19 protein-coding genes are annotated in these 24,105 nt (G+C 66.4%); 3 read left to right on the forward strand and 16 right to left on the reverse strand.

The window, feature by feature from the left end; genetic code table 11:
• Positions 1–65: 65 nt before the first annotated feature.
• The 16 genes from GO999_RS19050 to GO999_RS24835 all read right to left on the reverse strand — a co-directional run bounded on the left by GO999_RS19050 (position 66) and on the right by GO999_RS24835 (position 20,244).
• Entirely contained in the window at positions 66–1,253 is a 1,188-nt protein-coding gene (locus tag GO999_RS19050; protein WP_028854397.1) for a DegT/DnrJ/EryC1/StrS family aminotransferase, read from the reverse strand.
• A 17-nt stretch (positions 1,254–1,270) separates the two neighbouring features.
• On the reverse strand, positions 1,271–1,918 hold the full coding sequence (locus GO999_RS19055; RefSeq protein WP_211907116.1) for an acetyltransferase: 648 nt from the start codon (positions 1,916–1,918) through the stop codon (positions 1,271–1,273).
• Positions 1,919–1,921: 3 nt separating this feature from the next.
• Entirely contained in the window at positions 1,922–2,533 is a 612-nt protein-coding gene (locus GO999_RS19060) for a sugar transferase (RefSeq protein WP_011004298.1), read from the reverse strand.
• A gap of 33 nt (positions 2,534–2,566) precedes the next feature.
• The gene (locus GO999_RS19065; RefSeq protein WP_118872696.1) at positions 2,567–3,820 is read right to left on the reverse strand and encodes a glycosyltransferase family 4 protein; all 1,254 of its coding nucleotides are present in this window, start codon (positions 3,818–3,820) and stop codon (positions 2,567–2,569) included.
• Complete coding sequence (locus GO999_RS19070) at positions 3,817–5,655, reverse strand: heparinase II/III family protein (RefSeq protein WP_011004300.1); 1,839 nt, start codon at positions 5,653–5,655, stop codon at positions 3,817–3,819. The genes GO999_RS19065 and GO999_RS19070 overlap by 4 nt, the downstream gene beginning before the upstream one ends.
• The gene (locus GO999_RS19075; protein WP_011004301.1) at positions 5,652–7,793 is read right to left on the reverse strand and encodes a bi-domain-containing oxidoreductase; all 2,142 of its coding nucleotides are present in this window, start codon (positions 7,791–7,793) and stop codon (positions 5,652–5,654) included. The genes GO999_RS19070 and GO999_RS19075 overlap by 4 nt, the downstream gene beginning before the upstream one ends.
• Positions 7,794–7,795: 2 nt before the next feature.
• Positions 7,796–8,308 carry an acyltransferase gene (locus tag GO999_RS19080; RefSeq protein ID WP_011004302.1) on the reverse strand — a complete coding sequence of 171 codons (513 nt, stop codon included), beginning with the start codon at positions 8,306–8,308 and terminating at the stop codon, positions 7,796–7,798.
• On the reverse strand, positions 8,305–9,468 hold the full coding sequence (locus tag GO999_RS19085; protein ID WP_011004303.1) for a glycosyltransferase family 4 protein: 1,164 nt from the start codon (positions 9,466–9,468) through the stop codon (positions 8,305–8,307). The genes GO999_RS19080 and GO999_RS19085 overlap by 4 nt, the downstream gene beginning before the upstream one ends.
• 72 nt (positions 9,469–9,540) lie before the next feature.
• The gene (locus tag GO999_RS19090; protein ID WP_071013128.1) at positions 9,541–10,797 is read right to left on the reverse strand and encodes an EpsG family protein; all 1,257 of its coding nucleotides are present in this window, start codon (positions 10,795–10,797) and stop codon (positions 9,541–9,543) included.
• Between the two features lie 76 nt (positions 10,798–10,873).
• Positions 10,874–12,184: an MATE family efflux transporter gene (locus GO999_RS19095; protein WP_016724776.1), complete on the reverse strand. Its 1,311-nt coding sequence runs from the start codon at positions 12,182–12,184 to the stop codon at positions 10,874–10,876.
• A 12-nt stretch (positions 12,185–12,196) separates the two neighbouring features.
• The gene (wecC, locus tag GO999_RS19100; protein WP_011004306.1) at positions 12,197–13,468 is read right to left on the reverse strand and encodes a UDP-N-acetyl-D-mannosamine dehydrogenase; all 1,272 of its coding nucleotides are present in this window, start codon (positions 13,466–13,468) and stop codon (positions 12,197–12,199) included.
• A gap of 26 nt (positions 13,469–13,494) precedes the next feature.
• A complete protein-coding gene (wecB, locus tag GO999_RS19105; RefSeq protein ID WP_016724775.1) occupies positions 13,495–14,622 on the reverse strand; it encodes a non-hydrolyzing UDP-N-acetylglucosamine 2-epimerase in 1,128 nt (375 codons plus the stop codon).
• Between the two features lie 241 nt (positions 14,623–14,863).
• Complete coding sequence (locus GO999_RS19110; protein ID WP_016724774.1) at positions 14,864–17,119, reverse strand: succinoglycan biosynthesis protein ExoP; 2,256 nt, start codon at positions 17,117–17,119, stop codon at positions 14,864–14,866.
• A gap of 38 nt (positions 17,120–17,157) precedes the next feature.
• Entirely contained in the window at positions 17,158–17,595 is a 438-nt protein-coding gene (locus GO999_RS19115) for a low molecular weight protein-tyrosine-phosphatase (protein WP_011004309.1), read from the reverse strand.
• Positions 17,592–18,737, reverse strand: a complete 1,146-nt coding sequence (locus GO999_RS19120; protein WP_011004310.1) for a polysaccharide biosynthesis/export family protein — start codon at positions 18,735–18,737, stop codon at positions 17,592–17,594. Before GO999_RS19120 ends, GO999_RS19115 begins: the two co-directional genes overlap by 4 nt.
• 799 nt (positions 18,738–19,536) lie before the next feature.
• Positions 19,537–20,244: a hypothetical protein gene (locus GO999_RS24835; RefSeq protein ID WP_225891708.1), complete on the reverse strand. Its 708-nt coding sequence runs from the start codon at positions 20,242–20,244 to the stop codon at positions 19,537–19,539.
• On the opposite strand from GO999_RS24835, the gene GO999_RS19130 reads away from it, so the two are divergent.
• The 3 genes from GO999_RS19130 (at position 20,243) to GO999_RS25115 (ending at position 24,053) form a co-directional block, all read left to right on the forward strand.
• Positions 20,243–21,478, forward strand: a complete 1,236-nt coding sequence (locus GO999_RS19130; RefSeq protein ID WP_249215117.1) for a gamma-glutamylcyclotransferase — start codon at positions 20,243–20,245, stop codon at positions 21,476–21,478. The genes GO999_RS24835 and GO999_RS19130 overlap by 2 nt on opposite strands.
• Before the next feature lie 820 nt (positions 21,479–22,298).
• Entirely contained in the window at positions 22,299–23,180 is an 882-nt protein-coding gene (locus GO999_RS19135) for a response regulator transcription factor (protein WP_011004313.1), read from the forward strand.
• Positions 23,181–23,708: 528 nt separating this feature from the next.
• The gene (locus GO999_RS25115; protein WP_226951864.1) at positions 23,709–24,053 is read left to right on the forward strand and encodes a T6SS amidase immunity protein Tai4 family protein; all 345 of its coding nucleotides are present in this window, start codon (positions 23,709–23,711) and stop codon (positions 24,051–24,053) included.
• Positions 24,054–24,105 lie beyond the last annotated feature (52 nt).

The following is a 24,105-nucleotide window of genomic DNA, read 5'->3' on the forward strand; positions in this document are numbered from 1 at the left end:
GGTCACGCGAGACCCAGGCCGCCCGGCGGGGCCTGCCCCACCGGGCGTTCGTCCCGCAGGCGGGGTCACGCCGCGGCCCTCCGCGCCGCCATCGTCAGGACGGAGCGGGACACCTCCGCCGCGCGGGCCATCTCCGCTTCGGTCAGCGTCGGATGCACCAGCCACATCAGGCTCGTCTCACCGAGCCGCTGCGCGACGGGCAGCCGCCGCTCGGGGCGCCAGCCGGTATGCTCGAACGCCTTTTCCAGGTAGACCTCCGAGCACGTTCCCGCATAGCAGGGCACGCCGGCAGCATTGATCTCGGCCAGGATGCGGTCGCGCGTCCACCCCGGCTCGAGGTGCTGCGGCTCGACGAAGGCGTAGAACTTGTACCAGGCGTGGCTGATGTCGGACGGCGGCCGGGGCACCCGCACCGAGGCGCACGTCGACAGCGCCTCGGCGAGCACCGATGCATTGGCCCGGCGCAGGCGGCTCCACTCGGGCATGCGCTCGAGCTGGATGCGGCCGATGGCGGCCTGCATTTCCATCATCCGCCAGTTGGTGCCGAACGACTCGTGCACCCAGCGGAAGCCGACCGGGTGCTTGCGCTCATAGACGGCTTCCCACGATTTGCCGTGATCCTTGTATGACCACATCCGCTCCCACAGGTCGCGGCGGTTGGTGGTCACCATGCCGCCCTCGCCCCCGGTGGTCATGATCTTGTCCTGGCAGAACGACCAGGCGCCGACATCGCCGATGGTGCCGACGGCGCGCCCCTTGTAGAGCGCGCCGTGCGCCTGGGCGCAGTCTTCGATCACCGCCAGGCCGTGCGTGCGCGCGAGCGCCATAATGGGGTCCATGTCGCAGGGCCAGCCGGCGAGATGCACGCAGATCACGGCCTTGGTACGCGGCGTCAGCACCGCCCGGATGGTGTCGGCGGTGATGTTCTGGCTGTCAGGGTCCACGTCGGCGAAGATCGGCGTCGCGCCCGCCAGCACAATGCTGGACGCCGACGCCAGGAACGTCCGCGGCGTGACGACCACCTCGTCGCCGGGGCCGATCTCCAGCGCCTTGAGGGCGACATCCAGCGCCAGCGTTCCGTTGGCCAGCGCCACCGCGTGCGCCGCGCCCACCCATTCGGCGAATTCGCGCTCGAAGGCACGGCACGCATTGCCGGTCCAGTAGTTGACGCGGTTGGAGGCCAGCACGGCGCCGACCGCCGCGGCTTCCTCGGGACTGAAGCTGGGCCAGGGGGAGAATCCGGTATCGAGCATCGGCATGACTCCTGTTGCTATTTGACGAGAGAGCGCGCGGGATTGCCGACGACCGTCGCGCCGGCGGGCACATCGCGGGTCACCACCGCGCCCATGCCGACCACGGCCCCCTTGCCGATGACCAGCGGCGCGCCCGGCTTGCCCTGCTTGAGCACCGCGCCCGTGCCGACATAGGCGTGGTCCTCGATGACGACGTTGCCGTTGCACTTGGCCCCGGGCGCGAACGTGACGTAGTCGCCGATCACGCAATCGTGCGCCACGTACGCATAGATGTTGGCGTGGAAGTGTTTGCCAATCCGGATATTGCTGGTCAGCGTCACGAACGGACAGAGCACCGCGCCGGCGCCGATTTCCACGGCGTCCAGCACGACGGCGTTGGCCCCGCGCACCTCCATGCACGCGATGCCGTCGCCGACGGCACGCGTTGCCAGCTTTTCGCGGACCTGGCTGTTGGCGATCGCAAAACACAGCCGCTTGTCGGCGGCGGGCTCGGCCAGGAACTGCGGATAGGTCAGCACGCGGTGCCCGTTGCTGCCGCTGCCGTCCGCGCCGTCATCGACGAAGACGACCTCGCACGGCTGCCCCGCTGCACGCATCTGCTCCCGCACCAGCGGCATCACCTCTCTGCCGAATCCGCTGGCTCCGTAGACCCCGATCAATGTCATTGCTCATCCTCTGCGTTGAACTTCATCACTGCCGGTAAACTTTGTCATGGTCGCCTCCCCCGCCGCGCTGATGCCGTCACGCCGGAGCACCTTGCGCACCGTCATGCCCAGGATCCTCAGGTCCAGCCAGAACGAGCGGTGATCCACGTACCAGACATCGAGCGCGAACTTCTGTTCCCACGACAGCGCATTGCGCCCGTTGACCTGCGCCCAGCCGGTGATACCCGGGCGCACCTCGTGCCGCCGCGCCTGCGAGGGCGTGTAGAGCGGCAGGTAGTCCATCAGCAGCGGACGCGGGCCGACCAGGCTCATGTCGCCGCGGATGACGTTCCAGAGCTCGGGAAGCTCGTCGAGGCTGCTCGCGCGCAGCATCTGGCCCAGCGGGGTCAGGCGCTCGGCGTCGGACAGCAGCGTGCCGTCCGCGGCGCGCGCGTCCGTCATGGTGCGGAACTTGATCATGCGGAACGGACGCCCCGCCCGGCCGGGGCGCAGCTGCGTGAACAGGGCCGGCGACCCGAGGCGCGTGCGCACCCGCCAATAGACCACCACCAGCACCGGCGCGAGCAGCACCAGCACCAGGCTCGCCACCACGATATCGAAGATCCGCTTCAGCATGGCCTTTCCCCCCTGCAAGACAGCAGCCGAACGTCAGCCCGCATCGCTGGTCCTCACCTGGACGTGCTTGCCGTCGAGCGCGCCCGCCAGCCATTCGACGAAGCGGTCGGCCAGGCGCTCGCGGTCGAACTGGCTGGCGGCCAGCGCTTGGGCTTGCGCGCCCATTTCCGCGAGGCGATCGCGATGGTCCGCGGCCTGCTCCAGTGCGTCGGCGAATGCGGCCGGATCGCCCGGCGGCACCGCGAAGCCGCAGCCGTGTCCGGTGATCAGCTCCGCCAGCCAGCCCGGATAGTTGTTCAAGACCGGCAGGCCCGCGGCGATGTAGTCGAAGAACTTGTTGGGCGAAGTGCCGTAGTAGAACGCCGGCACATCGGCGAGGATCTGCAGGCCCAGGTCCGCCGAGGCCAGCAGGCCGGCCATCCGTGCCTTGTTGACCGGGTCGTGGAACACCACGTTGTCGAGCGCCAGGCTGCGCCCCCGCGCGACCAGGGCCGGCTTGCATTTCCCCTGGCCGATCAGGACCAGGCGGATATCGTCGCGGCGGCGCTGCTTGAGCACCGCCGCCGCATCGAGCACGGCATCGAGCCCGTTGGCCACGCCGTGCGTACCGGCGAACACGGCCATCAGGTGGCCGGCGTCCACGCCCTCCGGCCGCCACGGCTCGGCGGGGCTGGAGAAGATGCCCAGGTCGCAGCCGTTCGGCACGCTGGCGATACGCTCGTGCGGCACGCCGCGCCTGGCAATGCCTTCGACGATGCCGGGCGACAGGCCGATCAGCCGATTGGCGGAGCGGTAGGAAGCCCACTCCAGCCAGTCCAGCGCCCGCAGCACCGCGCGGTTACGGATCACGCCCATGGCGCGCGGCAGTTCCGGCCACAGGTCCCGCACTTCGAACACGAACGGCTTGCCGCGCAGCCAGCGCGCGAAGATGCCGGGAATGCCCGCCGTCAGCGGCGTGGTGGTCGCGAACAGGACGTCATAGGGCTCGGTCAGCGCCAGGCCGATGCTGCGCAGCGCGAAGCGAAGAAACATGGCCGACCGCTTCATGAAGCCGTCGGCATTGGAATACGCGAGATCGAACTCGATCACGCGGATGCCGTCGACCATGCCCTCCCGGCGCCCGCGCTGGAAATCCCCGCTCAGGCCGGTATGGCCCCCGGCATAGCTACCGCACACCATGGTGACCGCATGGCCGTGATGCACCAGCCGGCGCGCCATTTCGTAGGAGCGGATGCCGGCGGCACCGCGCGGCGTGCAGAAATGCTGATGGAAATAGAGGACTCTCATGGCAGGAATTGAAACTCTGTGGTGAGCGTGCCCGGACGATCCAGCTCGACCTCCAGCACGGGAATCGGCTCCGTCTGGAGGTAGTAGCGGGACTCCCGTCCGCTGGTCAGCTCGATGCGCCGGATCGGCACATCGGCCGTGACCGTGAGGTTGCCCGCCTCGCTCTGCACGACGTTGCCCGACAGCTGTGCCCCCGGACACAGCCGCCACCGCAGCACCGCACTGCGCCGGAAGCCGCCCACGCGATCCACCACGCGCAGGCTCTTGCGGCCGAGCGTGAGCGCGCGGTGGTGCGAGGCCCCCTGCCAGTCGCGATAGCCCGCGGCGCACGTCACGCCATCGGCCGTCTGCTTGACCGGCTCCACATCGCGTGCCTTGAGCCAGGCACCGAACAGGAAGCGGCTCAGGCGCGGCATCTGATCGCGCTGATCGAACTGCACCGTGTTGTGGCTCGCGGTGCCGCTGAAGTAGCCGGCCGATTCCGCGCTCGCGTAGCTGAAGCTGCCGGCATCGCGCAGCAGGTTCTTGCCGCCGAGCCAGAAATCGACATGCAGGGCATCCGCCTGACTCGGACGATGGCGATGGTGCGGCAGGTTGAACAGCGCGAAGGCGCGGCCGTAGCGCAGCAGCCCGTAACCGCCCGCCTCCATGTGAGTCGAGCGCGCCGGCGGCACGCGCTGCTCGGGGCGCGGCACGCCGAGCCAGCGCAGGGCATCGCTCCACTCGCCATCCCAGCCGAAGGCGTCGGCACGCTGGAACAGCGCGCAGGCAAGCTGGACCGAGGGGCGGAAGTCGCGGTGATCGGTGGCGGTCAGCGGCAGCAGGCGCGCGCCGTCGTTGGCGCCGAGATTGGGCGCATCGCCGGTGGTGCGGTCGATCATCTGGTACAGCCAGTTGCTCGCCCCCCCCAGCCGGGCCTGCAATTGCGCGGAAAACGCCGGCAGACTCCAGTGCCGGCGCCACACTTCGGCCATGGAATAGGTATCGAGCATGAGCCGGTGATACATGACCGAATGCTGGCTGAAGCTGCCGTCGTCGGCGATCAGCTTGCGCGCCCGGTTCTCCAGCCAGTGGCTGCCGGCCTGGTGCCACCGGCGGCCGTCCGGGTCGCCCTGCGCCGCCAGCCAGCTCCCGCCGATGAACAGCGCGGCAGCCTCCGAAGTGCCGTGGTTATTGTCCTGGGCGATGGCGTAGCCCAGGGTCGGCGCGATGCGCTGCAGGTGCGTGCGGACCAGCGCCATCAGCGCGGGCGCCGCCGAGAAGTGCTGCCCCAGCACCAGCGCGGCCATCGCCAGGTGCATGACGCGGATCGCCGCTTCCTGCCCGCACTTCCAGTTGGGACCGAGATACGGCGGATTGGCCCGCGCCCAGGACGTCAGCCACGCATTGAGCTGGGTCATGGCCTGGGGCCGGCCGCGCACCGCCTGCTGCGCCAGGACCAGGACCCAGTCGAAGCGCGACGCCTCCCAAATCGCCTTGATGTCGCCCACGGCGGGGTCGAAATCGGCGATCTGCCACCATGGCTGCGAGGGCTCGTTGACCCGCGCGCCGTTGAACGGATTGCGGTGCCAGTCCGGCTCCGCGTGCTGCGCGGGCTGGTACCAGCCGAAATAGCGCACCGCGACGGTCTCTTCCACGGCATGGCCGACCAGCCCCTCGGGCGCGGCCTTGATCCGGCTCTCGGAGAAGAAGGCGCCGGCGGGGATCTCGGCCCGCAGCCGGCGCACCGGATTGAGGCCGAGCTTCACGCCGATGCGATAGCGCAGGGCCCGCGCCAGGCTCGGCAAGCCGAGCGCGAACGCGGTGCGTGCCAGGACAAACGGGGGGCGCTTCATTGTTCACGCAGCTGCTTGGCTGCCAGGACGCTGATGCGCGCCACCTCGAAGATCTCGGCGGACGGAATGGGCGTCGCGGCGCCCCCCTCGAGCGCGCGCAGGAATGCCGCGGCGCAGGCATCCTGCCCCTTGTCCTGCCGCCACAGGTTCATGGCGCGGAAGCCCGGCCAGCCGTACCCCCGGAGCTTGCGGAAGTTGTCCAGCTGCAGCACGCGGCCCCCGCAGAACACCTCCACGCGCTCCTTCGGGAAGGCACTGCTGCCGTTCGCGAAATAGTGGATGGTCCCGAACGAGCCGTCGGCGAAGCCCAGCGTGATGCTCGCCTTGTCTTCGGTCACCGCCACCGCTTCATGGTCGCCCATGCGCCGTGCCTGCACCGAGACGATCTCCGAATCCGCCAGGAAGCGCATCAGATCGATGAAGTGGCAGGCCTCGCCGATAATGCGGCCGCCGCCGCTGGCGAGGTCCTGCGTCCAGTGCTGGGCCGGAATGGCCCCGGCATTCATGGTCATGATGAACGACTTCGGTTCGTTCAACTGCGACAGCAGCGCCTTCATCTTGGCCACCTGCGGGGCGAAGCGCCGGTTGAAGCCCACCATCAGGTGCGCGGCATGGCCGGTCGCATGCGCCGACGTGTAGGCGGATCTCACCTCGGTGACCTCTTCCAGCGTCAGCGCCAATGGCTTTTCGACGAACACATGCTTCTGCGCGCGCAGTGCCTTGATCACCAGGGAAGCGTGCGAGCTGTGGCGGGTGGCCACGGCGATCAGGTTGACGCTCGGGTCGCGCAGCACCTCGTCGACATCCGTCGAAGCCTCGGAAAAGCCCTGCGGCTTGCCGTGGATGACGCCGCTCACGCCACCGGAGGTCACCACGCTGTGCAGCTGCGCGCCGGCCTTCCTGAACGCCGGCATCAGCACCCGCGAGGCGTAGTTGCCGGCGCCGATGAAGGCACAGACCGGCTGCGCGGCATCGAACACCGGCGGCGCATCGATCAGCGCCAGCCGGCGCGCGAACGTGCTCGGTGGCGGCGCCTTGTACTCCAGCACGATGCCCAGCGCGGACTTGTCGCTGCTCAGCAGGTCATACGCGCGCGGCGCCTCGTCGAAGGGAATGCGGTGCGTGATCAGCGGGCGCACGTCGAGTCGGCGGTCGGCCAGCATGTCGAGCACCGCCTCGAAATTGCGCTGCTCGGTCCAGCGCACGAAGCCCAGCGGATAGTCCCGGCCCTGCTCCTCATACGTCGGGTCGTAGCGGCCCGGCCCGTACGAGCACGACACCTGGAACGACAGCTCCTTCTCGTAGAAGTCCGCCCGATTCAGCTCCAGCCCCGTCACGCCCACCAGCACGATGCGGCCGCGCTTGCGGCACATCTGCGCGGCCTGGGTCACCGGCTCGCTCGACGCGGTGGATGCCGTGATGATGACGCCGTCCACGCCCCGTCCGCGGCTGAACGCCAGCCCGGCCGCGACCGGATCCTCGCGCAGGCCCGGATTGCAGGTTTCCGCCCCGAACTGCGCGGCCAGCTTCAGCTTCTCCGAGTCGAAATCGATGGCCAGCACGCGGCAGCCGTGGGCACGCAGCAGTTGCACGGCCAGCAGGCCGATCAGGCCCACGCCGGTCACGACGAAGGCCTCGCCCAGCGTGGGTTCGGCCAGGCGGATGCCCTGCAGCCCGATGGCCGCGACGACGGTGAAGACGGCGGATTCGTCGTCGACCTCGTCCGGAATGCGCGCACAGAGATTGCGGGGCACGCGCACCACATCGGCGTGCGAGCCGTTCGACACGACCCGGTCGCCGACCTTGAAACCCTCCACGCCCGCCCCCACGGCGTGCACCGTGCCGACGTTGCAGTAGCCCAGCGGAATCGGCTGGTTCAGCTTCGCGCGGACCGCGCTGAGCGTGGTGGACAGGCCATCGGTGGCAATCTTGTTGAGCACCATCTTGACCTTTTCCGGCTGCTGCCGCGCCTTGGCCAGCAGCGAGGCGCGGCCGAAGTCCACCAGCATGCGTTCGGTGCCGGCGGAGATCAGCGTGGCCCGCGTCGTGGAAACGATCGTGCCCGGACTGGCCGCCACGCACGGGGCCTCCATGATATTGGTCGTGCCCGAGCCGAGATCCTGCAGAATTTGTCGCATGACTAGTCCCTCATCTTGATGGGTGTGGCCGGACACCCGCCGACCACGCTATAAGCAGGCACATCCTTGGTGACGATGCTGCCGGCGGCCACCACCGCGCCGTCCCCGATGGTCACGCCGGGGAGAATCACGCAGTTCGCGCCGATCCATACGTCCGTGCCGATCTCCACCGGCTTGCGGACATGGCCGGCCCCGAAGATGCGGCCGCGCCCCGCCGGGATCGCGTGGTTGCTCGACAGGATCTGGGAGCGGTACCCGATCAGCGTGCGGTCGCCGATGCGCACGCCGCCGTCGGAGGTCACCAGCACGTCCAGCGCGAAATCCACGTGATCGCCGACGCGCAGATTGCGGCCGGTGCAGATCCAGACGCCCGGATAAAACACCACCCGCCGGCCGATGCTCGCGCCGCACAGCCGCAGGAAGCCGCTCTTGAGCGCATTGGCCAGGCGGAAGCGCGGCAGCGCAAACAGCAGCCGCATGACCGACTCGAACACCACCACGGCGAAATACTTCATGGCTGCGCCGCCCGCTTGCGCCAGACCGAGGGCCCGCGGTAGCTCGTCAGATCCCGGCGGCGGATGATCTCCAGGTAGTGCTCCGCCTTCTGTTCGGCCGACGGGTAGGTGTCCAGCACGCCGGCGCCGCGCGCGACGAGCGACGCATAGAAATCCTTGTCCTCGTGCAGCCGCTGCAGGGCCGCGACGATGGTCTGCGGCCGCTCCGGATGCACATAGACCGCGCCGTCCGCGCACGAGGCCCTGGACCAGTCCGCATCCGTGACCAGCAGCGGCTTGCGCATCGCCCAGGCCTCAACGAAGTTGCTGCTGAAGCTTTCCAGCCGCGCCAGGTTGCACATGGCGTGGCAGCGCCGGATCAGCGCACCGGCGTGCTCCGGCTTGACCGTGCCCACGTTGACGAAATAGCGCTCCAGGCCGTAGCGGGCAATGCGCTCCATCAGCAGCCGCGTCTGCGGGGCGTCGGGCGGCAGGGTCAGGACGAAGCAGAAGCGGGTATCCGCCCGTGCATGCAGCGCCAAGGCAACGTCGATCAGCGCGCCGATCCGCTTGTTGGGATGCGGCCCCGCCAGATAGAGCGTCAGGAAGCGATCCGGCGGCAGTTCCGGAAAGGTGCGCGTCGTCACCGATTCCAGCACCAGCCGGCTGGGCGCCATGCGCACCACGAACACGCGATCGGGCGGAAACGAGAACCGCTCGATCGCCCGCCGCGCAATGGCGTCCGTCTCGAAGATCCAGTAGTCGGCGCGGGCGATGCCCCATCTCCGGTACCAGTCGATCACCGTCTTCTTCAGCCGGGCCAGCCCCTTGTGGTTGCTCCAGAAGTCGAGCTCCGGATAGAACAGGTTCGCGTAGGCGCAGCCGACCACATTGATCAGGCGCCCCTTGCTGAACACAGGCGGCGGCCCGAACAGCGTGAAGCACACCTGCTTGCCGTCGCCCTTGCGGGCGATGCCCCACTCCGCGCGCAGCCGGTACATCGCGCCGTGCGGAATGGCTCTGAGCGGAATCTCGCGCTTGGCCAATGCCGACTGGATGGACTTCAACCGGCGCGCATGCACCTCGCAATCGCGGCCGAGCGGCGCGGCCAGCAGAAAGCTGCACGCATTCTGCAGGCCGCCGCCAGCCTCCAGGGGAATGAGATTGATCAATAGACTCATGGGCTTACCTTGAACAATGCAATCGTCTGTTTCCGGAACCTCCGCTTCTTCGTCGAGCGGAGATCGGTTGCTTTAAAAAAACGGACCGGCCAGGAAGTGGTCGATGACGCCACCGGAAACAAACAGCCCCTGGTATCTGGCACTCACGATGAAAATGGCCCACCCAAAGGAAGCCAGCAACAACAGTGATGCCAGCGTCTTCTTCTGCCCCAGGCTTTCGCCCTGCCGAGCAAAGAAGAACGCGCATAAATAGACAATGTAAAAACAATAGGTATACCGAAACAGTCTCGCGCCCACCGCCGGTGCGAAAAGGCTTGTCGAAAAGCAAACCACGACGAAAAGCAGAAAGGCCATTTTTTCTTCGCGCGGCAGCTTGATCCTGAGCAGCCACGCGAACAGGCATGCCAGCACGGCTTCGACCGCGAGCTGGAGCTCCCAGGCCGATCCGGTCTGGCTCTCCGACAAGCGCGCCTGGATCTTCGACATAACGAATTCCGCCGACCCGAAGACCGCCCCCGCCGCCGCCAGCGCCAGCAGCACGATCAGCCGGCCCACGCGGCCCAGCCCGGACGATCGCCGCGCGAGCATCCCGTAATCCCTGGACAGGAACAGCACCACGACAGCGCAGGCCAGCAGCACCACGGCGGCACTGCTGTGCGTGCCCGCCGCGATCAGGCCGACGCCGGCCGCCGACACCAGCTTCCTGCGGATCAGCAGATCCAGCGCGATCATCACCAGGCCGGCCGCGACCGCCTGCCGGATGGCCGAACCCTGCAGGGCATACAGCGTGATGGTCGACAGGTAGGACACGAACACGACATAGGCAAACCGTTCGCTGCAGCGGTAGATCGCAAACCAGGCCAGCATCAGCGAGATGAAGATCAGGACCGCCCAGACCAGCAGCGGCGTATCGAACAGCTTGGCCACGGAATACGAGAGGAACCAGAAGACCGGCTCGCCGCCGCCGGCGCTCCGGATGCCCGTCTTGAGAACATCCAGCGGGCCGCAGCAGTAGGCCTGCTGGAACTCGTAGAACGCATTCATGTAGTGCAATGCGTCGTCGCCCAGGCCGGCCTCCACCAGGCCCTTGGACGGATTGCGCAGGGTCAGCAGCCACGCGAACGCCACCGACGAAGCCGTGGCCAGCACGTGCTGCAGCCGCCCGAGCGGAAGCAGGATCACGAAGATCGCGGCGCAGTACGTCGCGATGATGGGGAGCAGCGGAAAGGCCATCGGCACGACCAGCAGCATGCCGATGACGACCAGCACCCCATGCTGGGACGCGATCGCACCGAGGGTATTCAGTCGAATAGGCGCGCTGTACTTCATTGCATCGATCAGGGTTTCGGGTTGTCAGGCAGGTGCTGACGGCAGAGGGTTTCGCTCGCTCGGGCGGCCGGTCCGGTCAGGAGAAACTTCGTCCGAGCCGGATGGCGGCACCGCTGTCGGATTGCAGCGTCAGCGTCTGGAACAGGATCAGGCAGCAATAGGCGGCCGACATGGCCAGGCCGATCGACGGGGCGCCGTACCCGAGACGCAGCGCCAGGTAGGCCGCGGCAACGTAGATGACCGAGTACACGGCCGCCATTGCGAAATTGCGCCAGAACTTGCCTGCCGCCGCGATCCGCTGCTGCAGCAGCACGCTGATCCCGCACAGCGCGGCCGCCACCGCCAGCGAGCGCATGCTGGCCGCAGCGCTGCCGTACGCGGCTGGATAAAGCCACGCAAAGATCTGCCCGGCCAGCAGGAACGCCATGCACCCCAGCGCCAACGACAGCCCGCCGCCGAACAGCAGCGCCGATCGGAACCGCTGCCGGACCATGGCCTCCGTCGCGCCCGTATTCCGGGCAAGGAACGGGAGGGCCAGATTCCCCAGCGTTGCCGGGATGAAGGTGATGGCGATGTACCACTGGAACGCCACCGAGAACAGCGCGAGCTGGTGCGCGCCGTCGGTCATCGCCGCGAGCATGGACAGGCAGATCCAGTGGACCGGTGCCCCCATCGAGGTCGTCAGCACCGACGGCAGCGCATGCTTGAAGGCAAGCCGCAGCTCCTGGCGCCCGGTCCGCCACGGGCCGCGCTGATTCTGCGTCGTGCGCCCCAGGATCACCAGCTGGCTCGCGGCCGCGCCCGCGTTGATCGCCAGAAAGATGACGAGCGCCACCACCGGCTGCCGGATCGGCCCCATCGTCCACAGCATCGCCAGCAGCAGCAGCGCCGCGCCGATGGAAACCGAAGCGCTGGCGCGGTGCTCGTGCATCGCGTACAGAAAGGCCTGCAGCGCCTGCGTGAACGCGGTCGCGATCAGGACGATGGCGGCCATCCTCAGCGCCTCGCCGCCCTGCGCCGATCCGAACGCCGCGATCGAGATCGACGTGGCCGACAGATACAGCGCCGTCGCCGCGACGGCAATGAGCGCGACGAGCAGCACGATGAAAGCGCACAGCTGCCTGCGCCTGCGTTCGGGATCCTCGGTCAGAGGAAGCACGTGGCCGGCGGCCTGCGAGACGCCCGTCGCCAGGAACAGGCCCAGATTCAGCGCGGTCACGTAGGCATACGAAAACAGGCCGAAATCATGCACGGTGAGCGAATGCGCGAGCATGATGTTGGCCAGGAAGACCGCGCCCCGGCTCGCGACCGCTGCGCCCAGCCCCAGCACGGAGGCACTGAGAAACGAGATGCGCGCGGACGGCGGGCGCGGAGCGGTCTTCTGCATGGAGTCCGTGGCTCAGGCGGCAATGCGTTTGGCCGACCACATGCCGCGCGTGTCGATGACCACGCGCGACTGCAGCCGGTCCGTATCCAGCTTGCGGAACTGCTGGTGGTCCACCAGCAGCACGACGATGTCCGCGCGGCTGAGCGCGGCCTCCGCGTTCAGCAGTTCGACACCCTGCAGCGCAGCCGGCAGCACCTTGATATGCGGCTCGACCACCAGCACCGTGCCCAGCTGCTGCTGCACCATGGTCTGCACGATTTCGATCGCCGGACTCTCGCGCAGATCGTCGATATTGGCCTTGAACGACAGGCCGAAGCACGCGATGACCGGCTCCTTGAACCGGCGCGCCGCCTGCTTGACGCGGTCCAGCACATAGTGCGGCTTGGCATCGTTGACCTCGCGCGCGGTGCGGATCAGGCGCGCGCTCTCCGGCGCCGCATCGACAATGAACCAGGGGTCGACGGCGATGCAATGCCCGCCTACGCCGGGGCCCGGCTGCAGGATGTTGACGCGCGGATGGCGGTTCGCCACGCTGATCAGCTCCCACACGTTGACGCCGATCTCATCACAGATCATCGACAGCTCATTGGCGAAGGCAATGTTGACGTCGCGGAATGCGTTCTCCGTCAGCTTGCACATCTCGGCCGTGCGCGCATCGGTCACGATGCAGCGGCCGCGCACGAACAGCTCGTACAGCCGTTGCGCCGCTTCGCTGCACTTGGGCGTCATGCCGCCGATGATGCGGTCGTTCTCGACCAGCTCGCGCAACACATGCCCCGGCAGCACGCGCTCCGGGCAATGCGCCACGCGGATATCGGACTCTTCGCCCTGCTGATGCGGGAACGACAGGTCCGGCCGCTGCGCCGAGAGCCAGTCCGAGAGCTGCTCGGTGGCGCCCACCGGCGAAGTGGATTCCAGCACCACCAGGTCACCGCGCTTGAGCACCGGCGCGATGGCCCTGGCCGCGGCCTCGATGTACGACAGGTCGGGCTGCTTGTTGTCCAGAAACGGGGTCGGCACCGCGATCAGGAAGGCGTCCGCCGGCTCGGGCTCGGTGGTGGCGCGCAGGTAGCCCTGCGAGACCGCCGCGCGCACCAGCATGTCGAGGTCCGGCTCGACGATGTGGATGCGGCCCTGGTTGATGGTGTCCACGGCGTGCTGGTTGATGTCCACGCCGATCACCTCGCGCTGGCGCGAGGCGAGCACCGTCGCGGTCGGCAGGCCGATGTATCCCAGGCCCACCACGGAGATGGTGCGGAAGTCGATATCGATTGCTCTATCCATGTCGGTTGCTCTCGGTTCAGGCGGAATCAGGCGAAATAAGCTTGGATGGCGCGGGTGATGCGCGCACTGGCAGCACCATCGCCGTAAGGGTTGTGTGCGCGGCTCATGGCCTCGTAGGCGGAGTCGTCGTTCAGCAGCGTGGTCGCGCTGTCGACCAGCGCATCGACCGAGGTGCCGACCAGCCTGACGGTGCCGGCCTCGACGGCCTCGGGCCGCTCGGTGGTGTCGCGCATGACCAGCACGGGCTTGCCCAGCGACGGCGCTTCCTCCTGGATGCCGCCCGAATCGGTCAGGATGATGTGGGCCTTGTCCATCAGGTAGACGAACGGCAGGTAGTCCAGCGGCTCGATCAGGTGGATGTTGTCGATGCCCTTGAGCAGGCGGCCCACCGGCTCGCGCACATTGGGATTCAGGTGCACGGGATAGACGATGTCGACATCCGGATGCGCACGCGCGATGCTGGCCAGGGCCTCGCAGATGCGCTCGAAGCCGTCACCGAAGCTCTCGCGCCGGTGGCCGGTCACCAGCACGATGCGGCGCTCGCCGATGCGATACGGGATCAGGCTGGCGGTATGCCGGCACAGGGCGGTGTCGGTCTGCAGGCGCTGCCGCACCGACAGTAGCGCGTCGATGACGGTGTTGCCGGTCACGACCACCGCGTCGGCCGGCACGCCTTCATTGAGCAGGTTGCGGCGCGAGCGCTCGGTGGGCGCGAAGTGCAGGGCCGCCAACGACCCGGTGACCTTGCGGTTGGCCTCCTCCGGCCAGGGCGAGTAGAGGTTGCCGGTCCGCAGGCCGGCCTCGATATGCCCGACCGGCACCTGCTTGTAGTAGGCGGCGAGCGTGGTCGCCAGCGTCGTGCTGGTATCGCCGTGCACCAACACCAGATCGGGCGCGAACGACTCCAGCACGGACTTCACGCCCGTCAGGATATTGCTGGTGAGCTCGTACAGGTCCTGTCCCGGCTTCATGACGTTGAGGTCATAGTCCGGGCGGATGTCGAACAGGCGCAGCACCTGGTCGAGCATCTCCCGGTGCTGGGCCGTCACGCACACACCGCACTGCATCGACGTATCGGCCTGCAGCGCCTTGACCAGCGGCGCCATCTTGATGGCTTCCGGCCGCGTACCGAATACAACCAGGACTTTTTTCATAGTGTGATCCACCGACTCCGCGCTTGCGCCGGCCGCGGCCCGGATCGGCCCGCGCGCGGCGCGACTCTCCTTGCCTCCGGCCCATCGTTCTGCGGTACGGATGCGTGACTGAACTCACACACCAGCAGCGCTGCCCGATGTGGGCAGCGCTGCGGCGGCGACTTCAACCGGCGGCTGTCAACCGCCATTCCCCTCCTGATTCGCAATCCCTGGCGGCGATCGGTTCGCCGCGCTGCAGCCGCTACGCGGATTCGGCCTCGGCCTCCGCCGATGGCTTGCTCGTGTACCCGTACTGCACGTAGCGGTAGCGCCCGTAACGCGAGCCGTATCCATAGCGATAGGTATTGGGGTCGAGCGCGTTGAACACCACGCCCCGGACCTCGACATTGGCGTGCTGAAGCTGCTTGATCGTCTCGCGGATCTCGCCCAGCGTGCTGCGCTCGAAGCGGGTGACCATCAGCACCGTTCCGGCGCGCGCGGCCAGGATGGCGGTATCGGTCACGGCCAGCACCGGCGGCGTATCGATCAGCACCAGGTCGTACTGCGCGCGGAAGGTATCCATCAGCTCGACCATGCGCGGATTGAGCAGCAGCTCGGACGGGTTGTGCGGGAACAGGCCCGTCGCGATGAAGTCCAGCCCGGGGACGACCTCGCGATGCACCACCTGCTCGATCGAGCGGTCGCCCGCCAGCAGATCCAGCAGGCCGGGCTTGCGGTCCTTGCCGAAATACTGGTGCAGGTAGCCCTTGCGCATGTCGGCGTCCACCAGCAGGACCCGCTTGCCGCCGGTCGCGATGACCGCGGCCAGGTTGGCGGACACGAAGGACTTGCCCACCCCCGGGGTCGGCCCGGTCAGCACCACCAGGTTGTTGCCCGAGTCCTGCATCGCGAACTGCAGCGCGGTGCGCAGACTGCGCAGGCTTTCGATCGACGGGTCGTCAGGCACCCGTCTGGCCAGCAGGTACTGGCCGCGCTTGTGCGTCGTCAGCTGGCTGCTCAGGTCGATCTGCACATCCGACAGCGGCACGGTGGCATAGACGCTCAGCCCGGTGTGCTCCTCGATGTCCTGCGGGTCAGTGATGCCGCCGAACAGCGTATTGCGCACGAACGCCGCCACCACGCCCAGCACCACCCCCAGCACGCCGGCCAGCGCCGTCACCGTCAGCTTCTTGGGCTTCACCGGCTCTTCCGGCACCGCGGCGCCGTCGACCAGGCGCACGTTGCCCACCTTGCCGGCCTTGACCAGCTTGAGCTGCTGCATGTCGTTGAGCAAGCTCACGTAAAGATCGTTGTCGACCTGGACGTCGCGCATCAGCCGCACGGTGTCCTGCTCGATGTTGGGCAGCGACTTGAGCCGGCGCGTCATGGCCCCGACCTTCCCGCTCATCACCGCGATCTGCTGATCGATGGCCTGCACGCCCGGATGGCTCGCGGTAAAGCGGGTCAGCAGCTCGGCGCGCTTCTGCTTGAGCTCCTGCAGGCTGGTCTCGGTGGTCACGCTCTCCTGCAGGAACGCCTTGCCCTCTTCGCTCAGGTCGAAGGTCCCGCGCAGATTGCGCATCTCGTTGTACTTCATTTCCGCGCGCTCGAGCTGCAGCTTGAGCTGCGGCAGCAGGCCATCCAGGAAGACCAGCGAGCGTTCCGCCTCTTCGGCCTTGCGCTTGATGTTCTGGGCCACGTACTCGGTGGCGATCTGGTTCATGATCGCAGCGGTCAGCGCGGGATTCTTGCCTTCCAGCGAAGCGCCGATGATGCCGCTTTGCTTGCCCTTCTCGGAGATCTTGAGCTTGTCCTGCAGCATCTCCAGCGTCTTGAGCCGCGAGTCGCGCTGCAGCTCGAAGGCGGCGCCGGCCTTGGCGGCCAGCGTATTGACCAGCAGCTGGATCGTCCCGACGCTCTGCTTCGCCTCGAGCGGCTCGCCGACCACGCCCTCGATGGGCGTATCCAGGCTCTTGTTTTCCAGCCGGTAGCGCCCGTTGCCCAGCGCGGTCAGCTTGAACGGCTGGCCCTCGAGCGCCTCCGGCACATCGAAGCCGTCCACGTCGATCAGCTCCGTGCCCCAGGTATAGCCGCCCAGGCCGAACAGCCCGGGCTCGGACAGTTGCTTCGCCCGGCTGGCAACCCACGCGCCGATCAGCGGAAAGTAGTGCGGCTTGGCCGTGATGTAGAGATGCAGATTGTCGACCGCCTTGCCCACCACCATGCGCGATCGCAGGATCTCGATCTCGGCGTTGGCATCGGTCTTCACATCGAACAGGCTCGACACATCGCCCAGCAGGCTCTTGGCGCTGTTGGGATTGTCTTCCACCTGCACCAGGACATCGGCCTCGTAGACCGGGCGAGCCAGGAAGGCATAGGTCGCGCCGAGCAGCATGACAACCGCGGCAATGCCCGCGATCAGCCAGCGATTGGCCACCAGAACGTCCAGGTAGCGAACGAGGTCGAGCTCGCTTTCCGGTGCGTTGACGGCTGGCGGCTGAGAGAGGTTCTGCGTCATCAGGGTCGTATTCCGTGCGTTCAATCAACCGGACTCGATCAACCGAGTGCCCGTATGCGGGGCACCCAGGCGTCGACACCGCGCTGGATCATTTCGAGCGCCTCTTCGAAGGCGGTCAGCTGCTTGCGGTACGGGTCCGCGATATCGAACTGCTCCATCTCGCCCAACCGGAACACGCTGCCGGTCTTGGCGGGGTGGCGCGATTGGATCTCTTGCTTCTGCGCACCGTCCATCACCAGGATCAGGTCGGCACGGCTGACCAGCGAACCGGTGAGCTGCTGCGCGCGGTGCTCGGAGATATCAATGCCGTGGTGGGCCATCACCTCGACGGCGCTCGGATCGGCCGGGTAGCCCGACAGCGCGCCGATGCCCGCCGAGATGACGCTCACGCCCGGCAGCGACTGCCGCAGCAGCGCCTGCGCCATCGGACTGCGGCAGATGTTGCCGATACACACGACAAGAATGGTCTTGATCATTTCGCGACAGCGGCCGCCCCGATCAGCGGGGTTGCGGTCGGCACCAAGAGGTTGATCACACGGCTCCAGCGCACCAGGCTGCCGGCATCCACGTACACCACGTCCTTCGGTTTCAGCTCGAAGCCTTCGGCCAGCGCCAGCGCCACGGGCGACTTGGCATCCAGGTGGTAGACCTGGGGCTCGCCCTCCGCGGCCCGGCGGATCACGTAGACATTGCGCGGATCGGACGACACCGGGCTGACGCCCCCGGCCTCGCCCAGCGCTTCGCTCAGCGTCAGCCTGCCGTTGCGCGGCAGCACGGTCGACGGTCTGACCACTTCGCCGGTCACGAAGACCTTGCTGTCCTCGCGCTGCTCCACGCGGACGATGTCGCCGCCGCGCAGCAGAATGTTGGCCGGGTCGATGCCCTGCTGCATCAGCGCGGGCATGCTCAGCGTCCATTGCTTGCCGCCGCGGGTCAGCCGGATCCGGCTGTTGTCCCCGGTGGTGGTGTTGATGCCGCCGGCGCGGTTCAGCGCCTCGACCAGGGTCATCGGCACGTCGTCGATGCTCTGCTGGCCGGGGGTCTTGACCTCGCCATCCACGTAGACCCGCTGGCTGCGGTAGGCCAGCACCCGCACCGTGACCTGCGGGTCCTTCACCACCCGGGCAATGCCACGCGAGATCTCGTCGCGGACTTCGTTCTGGGTCTTGCCTGCAACCTTGATGACGCCGGCATAGGGGAACTGGATGTCGCCACCGGTGCTGACCACATAGCCGGACACGCTGGGTGCCCCGCCAAAGCTGGCAAGATCGTATGTGGACCCGATCGAATAGGTCTGCGTCGGGAACACCAGTTCGGGGTGATCCCAGACCACGATCGACAGGATGTCGCCCGTGCCGATGCGATACGGCGTTGCCTTTGCCAGCAACGGCCCGACATCGGCATTCTCGTGCGACGCCTGCACCTGTGCCTGCGTCTGCCCGGCCCGCACAAGATCGGGCGTAATGGGCGTGATCTTCGGTACCGACGCGTTGTCGGCCGGATCCAGCGGGCGCTGCGGATCGAACCGCATGCCCGGGGCAAATGCGCATGCGGCCAGCAACGGCACCACGCTCAACGACACGACTGCTTTTCGGATATTCGGAATGCTTACGAACATGAATGCGTCCTGAAGACTCCTGGATGAAACGCGTCCATCGAATCCGGTTGCATTGTTGCCTTGCACAACCGCTTCGTCGGGAGTGGCAAAGTGTATGGCCGCAATTGGTGACGCTTCAATACCGGCAGGCGGCTTTATGCTCATTTCGTTTCCCTACTTCGGAGTGGATACGTTTTACAGTTGGGTGCGTTATTCGCACGCGCAGCGTCAATTCGATACAGAATTCGATTTCTTAAAAGTCTGGCTTACGGAAGTCAGACTGAACGGACGGCACGCAGGAGCTTGCAGCCCGTGCCACGCGCCGCCCCTCGCGGGCTTCTCGCGTGTGAAGAAGGGCGTGATACCTAGGGAAGCTTGAAAGAAAAAGGGTGTAGACGCGGAACCCGCCTACACCCTGAAGGGAAATAAGCAGAACGCAATGTTCTGCCGGCACGCATTATTTCAGTGACGCAAGGCCTGATGTAACCACGCTTTAGAGGGGAATCCCCAAAGCGATACATAGCGCTCTTTTTGAAAAAAATATCAAATAAAAATCAAATTATGGAAAATATTGAAAAAATGAAAACACATCAATCCGCCGTCATTGGCACGGGCAAATCAGAAAGAATGGGGCACCGGACGGGCGACAGGAGACCGCAGCAGCGCGCGGCAACCCTCGGCTCACGGTAGGGAAAGTCGACGGCAGCGCACGCGTTCGTCCGGAAAGGTGGTGGAATCCGGCCCGCCATGCGGGGTTCCGCCGCTCAGGCGAGCGCAACCGGATTCACTGCGGGATACCGACGATGAAGCGTAACTGGCGTTACAGGCTGGCAGGCCTGCCCGCCTGCTTCAGCAGCAGATCGGTGATGGCATCAAATGCCGCCAGACGGGCCGCCTCGACGGAGCGGAAGCCGTCGCCGCAGCGGCAGATCTCCGTTGCCCCGATTGCCCGCACTTCGAAGCGCCACGCCGCCGATCCCGCTTCGATGCGGGTGATGTAGCCATCGGCGCGCAGGTAGGAATGGCCTGCGACGGATTTGCGCCAGGGGCGCGACGTCCACAGATGTCGCTTCACATTGCGGGTACGCTGCAAAGTGGCCCAGTCGGTTTTTGAAGAAAGCGTGTTGTGTGTGGTTGCAGTCTCGCGATAAGAAGTCATGCGTTGCATGGCGTGTGTTGTCATTCGATCGATCATGCTAGCGGGAATCTGTTTTGAGTTCCCCTGAAAGATATTGAATGCAGATTTTCGTAAATACTCTGCAACAGCACGCATCCGATGCATCGAAACGAGACCGCCAGGGCCGCATCGTAACGCGCTGAGGCCAGCCGTCAAGCCCGCTCGCAGGCGGCCTCGCGCCCATCCCATTGCAGCTGGAATGGCATTTCGAGAAACCGCGAAAAACACATATCGATATTCGCCCGCGCCGTTCGTGACTTCGTCACCGGGCCGCCGCTTTCGCCGCCATCGAGCTTCCGAATCGTGGCGGATTGATTTAATCGCGCTTTCCCGATCGACGGTGCCAGCCATGGAAAGAATCTCGACAAATGCCATCTCCAAGACGGTTGCACGGTCGGACCTGAGCAATGGAAGCTCGGCGCCCCCCAGAAAGAAAAACGGCTCGCCGCCGAGACGCGCCCATGCACCGCTTCTCCCGCTGGCCGACCGCAGCCTGACGGCCATTTCGAAGCCCAACGAAACGCTCGGCAGCCGGCTCGCGCCTGTACCGCAACGCGCCGTGCACGCCAGCGCCGTCCCGAGCGCCGCCGGGAACTGGAACCCGCTGTCCCGCCTGAAACCGGAGGAACTGGCGGGCATTCCTGAAACGGTTGTCGAGAAGTTGGGGAAGGATCTGCACGACCTTTACGAAGATGTGCAAAGCAAGGGACTCAACTACGTACCGGTGTTCGGTTATCTGTCGCTGCGCTACAAGAATTTCCATGAACTCGGCAAGCGCAGCCAGGATGAAGTCCGCGAAGGAAAAGACTGGGTCCCGGCCTCGCTGGACAATCACGCCCTGGATTTCGTGATGAGCACCCGGTATCGGGGCCACCATCAACACCCCGGTGTCGTGGCGGGCCTGAGCCAAAGCGAGGGAAGCGCCATGGACGGGGTCATCCTGAAGCTGCCGGTCGGCAACGCAGAAGAGCTGCTCGCCCGTGTCATCCGCCGGGAACTACTGGACGAGAATGACCTGATCCACCCCGTGCCGGCGACCCCACCGGCGGGAACGGCCGGGCTCGCCGGTCCGGCAAGGCCGCCCTCCCCCAAGAAGCCGCGCTCCAACCTGATGTACAGCAGCGCCGTCAGACCGGTCACCCTGCCGGATGGCGCCAAGGTCAAAGCGCTGGTGTTCGTGACCAATCCCGACAGCGCCAAATCGCTGGCGAGCGTGTTCAAGGACCGCGAAGGTGTCTCGCCTCAGCGGTTGGCCTATCTGATGACGAGCGCGAGCAAGGGCGATCTGGGAGGACCGGCGATCGACTACTGGAAGCGCTTTGTCGAATCCTGCGAAACAGCCAAGACTGCCGTGTCGCCGATCGTGAGTCAGGCGATCCGGCTCGCCAGCGACTGGCCGGACGCATTCACCGGCGAGCCGGCAGCCCCGGACGACATGCCGCGACAGCATCAGGAAGCGGCATGGTTCCGCGCAATGGCCGGCGCCGCGGCCCCGCGCCGCGTCTGGCATGAGCGCAAGCCGGAGCCGAGTCCCGATGGCGCAAGCGCAGGAGGCACATTGGGCACGCAGCCCAAACCCGACTGACGCCACTCGCCATTCTCTCGCCCGGTCCGCTGCGCCCCTGAGCCGAACCTCCGACCCGCCCCCCCCCCCTGGTTGCATTGAAAGCGGCCTGACGCTCTCCACAGTGCGCCGCGGCAGTCCGGCCCAGGCTTTGCCACACGAAAGCCGCCGGCGCGAGCCCATCCGCCACCACCTGACGGCACACCGGCCATCGGGCCGTCCTGCCGTACCGCGGACGCCCCCGAGCCTCGACGCACGCGCACTGCGCCGACGGCCGGCCGCACGTCATCCGCATGACCCTCCCCTGAACGCCGCCCCCGACTCCGTCCGTGAAACGGAATCATCCCACATCGTGTCGACTTTACCGCGAAAAACGAATAACGAATCGCGGTTTCCAACTAACACATCACGATAATTTTCCGTCAAATCGACGACATTTTATTTAGACGCAAACCACAATGTGCCGCAATTAAACCCTGCGGACACAATTGCTATCCCTCCCACCCAAAACCCGATTTCTTGCCATTAAGTGTGTGCTTAATATCAAATAAACCAAGCAACCACGGCCGCTTCGCCAACCTTAACACACATATAAGAATAATGATGCACAGAAATACAGGAAGAGTCTTCCCGTCTCGATAAGTCGCCGCTACTATGCGCGCCTTATATTGCTTTCCGCTTGCCGCTCATCAGGAAATATTACAGAAGGCATTTATCTCCGAGCCCCATTCGCACAAGATGTAAATACCCAGGACATTATCGGCATCGGTCTGGATCGCCCCAACGGCACCGTTCCAGGCCGGCCCGCCCCATCACTCGCGATCTCAATGGAGAAAAGAACATGAAGTTTGCCGTGCTGACGTCCTCTCCCTCCAGCTTTGCGCTGATCGCCACCGCGCTCGCGAGCGAGCATATCGAATGCGTTCGCTTTGACGATGCCCTGGCGCTGCTGCGCGCGCGGCGAGGGGAGACCTTCCAGATGCTGATGATCGACGCGCTGCAGTTCCACACGGCCGGTCAGCTGGTGTTGTCGTGGCGGCAATGCAATGCTGACATGCGCTGGCCGACCATGGTGTTCGGGCAGTTTGCCGAGCGGGAAGACATGCTGCGCGTGTTCGACGCCGGCGTTGACGACATGCTGGTCGGGCATTTCTCTGCGGACGAACTGCGAGCACGGGTGCTGCGCCTGCTCCGCCATGCCGGACAGACCCTGCCCGCCGTCAGCATGAACGTGACGGTCGGCCCCTACCGGCTTTGCCGGCTCACGCACACGCTCAAACTTCACGGCGTGCCCATCCGCCTGACGGCACGGGAATTCGCCACGGCATGGCTGCTGTTCTCGTCCCCAGGCACCTTCCTTTCGCGTCAGCAGATCGCTTCCGCGGTGTGGGGGACGGATGCCAGCGTGGTAGGCCGCTCCATCGAGCAGCACATCTACCGGCTGCGCAAGAAGCTGCGGTGCGGCGAAGAGACGGGCGTGGAGATCAAGACGATTTATGCTCGCGGCTATCAGCTCACCATCCACCACAACGATCCGGCGCTGGAGCCCCACGCGACCCATACCGATCTCGCCGGTCATCCGGTGATCGCGCAGCGCGATACGCAGCCAGGGCAAGCCGCCCCGGCGCAGACCTGGATCCTGCCCGCGCATGTCGAATGGATGAACGCCACGCATCTGGTTTCCGCCGGCTCCGGCGCGCACCTGGCTGCGCTGGTGACCTGAGGCGGCGGGACGGCGCAGGCAAAGGCCGCATTTGAGACCGGCCGCCAGATGCCTAGGGTTGCGATGCAGGCGCGGCGGCCTCCCCCTGCGCGTGCATCGTCGCGGGGCGGCATCGCACCCTGACCGGCTGGGCGATCCACCAGGCGCCGGAAGTGGCCTGACCGGCCGGGTGCGCAACCGGAACCGTCCAAGGTGCCGGGACAGCAGTCTTCGCCGCGACGACATTCGAGCGTAAGGGGCCGATGCGTCGACCTTCCTTTGTCGTCGCCCGGGCGGCTGCGACACGGATCGATGCCGCTGGCGGCCCGGGCGCCGAAGTTACCCAGGTCATCGGGAGCCACGTCCGGAAAACCATCAGCAACCCGGCCCTGCGGTGACGCAACACGGGCCCCATGCGCAGCACGACACGGACATCGCGCTGGCCACCGGCATCGCCACCGCCTACCGCAACGACAAGGATGCCGCCTCGCACGCCGGCAGCATTGACCGGACGATCTGCCACATGGCAAGAACCCGGATGCGGTCCGGGTGCTGGCACGAAACTACGCCGATCTCCTGGCCGACGCGGACATCAGGGAACGGCGCTTCGGCCTCCTGAAATGCCTCGACCGGTATCACAGCCGGGAATTGGGGGCCCTGGCACGACAGCTCGGCAGCCACCCCGGGGCACAACAATCCATCGTGCCCGGCGCCGGCGTAGAGAGGCGCGTGCAACCGATCAGCGGCGCTCACGGCAAGCCGCGAGCATCCGCCTGCCCGCCGAGGCCTGAGCCGGTTGCCCCGAGCACGCGCGTGCACTCACCACGGCTGCGTGCCCCGGATGCAGCGCCGCTAAGGCCGGCCCCAACAAAGGCCGCGTTGCAACGCGGGTAAGACCGTCCGGCATGCGGTCCGCTGGCCGGCCTCCGGCATCGCCCTGCCGGCT

The sequence above is a fragment of the Ralstonia nicotianae genome (assembly GCF_018243235.1).
In the GTDB taxonomy this organism is placed as follows: Bacteria; Pseudomonadota; Gammaproteobacteria; order Burkholderiales; family Burkholderiaceae; genus Ralstonia; species Ralstonia nicotianae.

Coding starts and splice junctions, on each gene's coding strand:
- GO999_RS19050 (WP_028854397.1), bottom strand. CDS start 1,253: ATGCTCGATACCGGATTCTCCCCCTGGCCCAGCTTCAGTCCCGAGGAA.
- GO999_RS19055 (WP_211907116.1), bottom strand. CDS start 1,918: ATGACATTGATCGGGGTCTACGGAGCCAGCGGATTCGGCAGAGAGGTG.
- GO999_RS19060 (WP_011004298.1), bottom strand. CDS start 2,533: ATGCTGAAGCGGATCTTCGATATCGTGGTGGCGAGCCTGGTGCTGGTG.
- GO999_RS19065 (WP_118872696.1), bottom strand. CDS start 3,820: ATGAGAGTCCTCTATTTCCATCAGCATTTCTGCACGCCGCGCGGTGCC.
- GO999_RS19070 (WP_011004300.1), bottom strand. CDS start 5,655: ATGAAGCGCCCCCCGTTTGTCCTGGCACGCACCGCGTTCGCGCTCGGC.
- GO999_RS19075 (WP_011004301.1), bottom strand. CDS start 7,793: ATGCGACAAATTCTGCAGGATCTCGGCTCGGGCACGACCAATATCATG.
- GO999_RS19080 (WP_011004302.1), bottom strand. CDS start 8,308: ATGAAGTATTTCGCCGTGGTGGTGTTCGAGTCGGTCATGCGGCTGCTG.
- GO999_RS19085 (WP_011004303.1), bottom strand. CDS start 9,468: ATGAGTCTATTGATCAATCTCATTCCCCTGGAGGCTGGCGGCGGCCTG.
- GO999_RS19090 (WP_071013128.1), bottom strand. CDS start 10,797: ATGAAGTACAGCGCGCCTATTCGACTGAATACCCTCGGTGCGATCGCG.
- GO999_RS19095 (WP_016724776.1), bottom strand. CDS start 12,184: ATGCAGAAGACCGCTCCGCGCCCGCCGTCCGCGCGCATCTCGTTTCTC.
- wecC (WP_011004306.1), bottom strand. CDS start 13,468: ATGGATAGAGCAATCGATATCGACTTCCGCACCATCTCCGTGGTGGGC.
- wecB (WP_016724775.1), bottom strand. CDS start 14,622: ATGAAAAAAGTCCTGGTTGTATTCGGTACGCGGCCGGAAGCCATCAAG.
- GO999_RS19110 (WP_016724774.1), bottom strand. CDS start 17,119: ATGACGCAGAACCTCTCTCAGCCGCCAGCCGTCAACGCACCGGAAAGC.
- GO999_RS19115 (WP_011004309.1), bottom strand. CDS start 17,595: ATGATCAAGACCATTCTTGTCGTGTGTATCGGCAACATCTGCCGCAGT.
- GO999_RS19120 (WP_011004310.1), bottom strand. CDS start 18,737: ATGTTCGTAAGCATTCCGAATATCCGAAAAGCAGTCGTGTCGTTGAGC.
- GO999_RS19130 (WP_249215117.1), top strand. CDS start 20,243: ATGGAAAGAATCTCGACAAATGCCATCTCCAAGACGGTTGCACGGTCG.
- GO999_RS24835 (WP_225891708.1), bottom strand. CDS start 20,244: ATGGCTGGCACCGTCGATCGGGAAAGCGCGATTAAATCAATCCGCCAC.
- GO999_RS19135 (WP_011004313.1), top strand. CDS start 22,299: ATGAAGTTTGCCGTGCTGACGTCCTCTCCCTCCAGCTTTGCGCTGATC.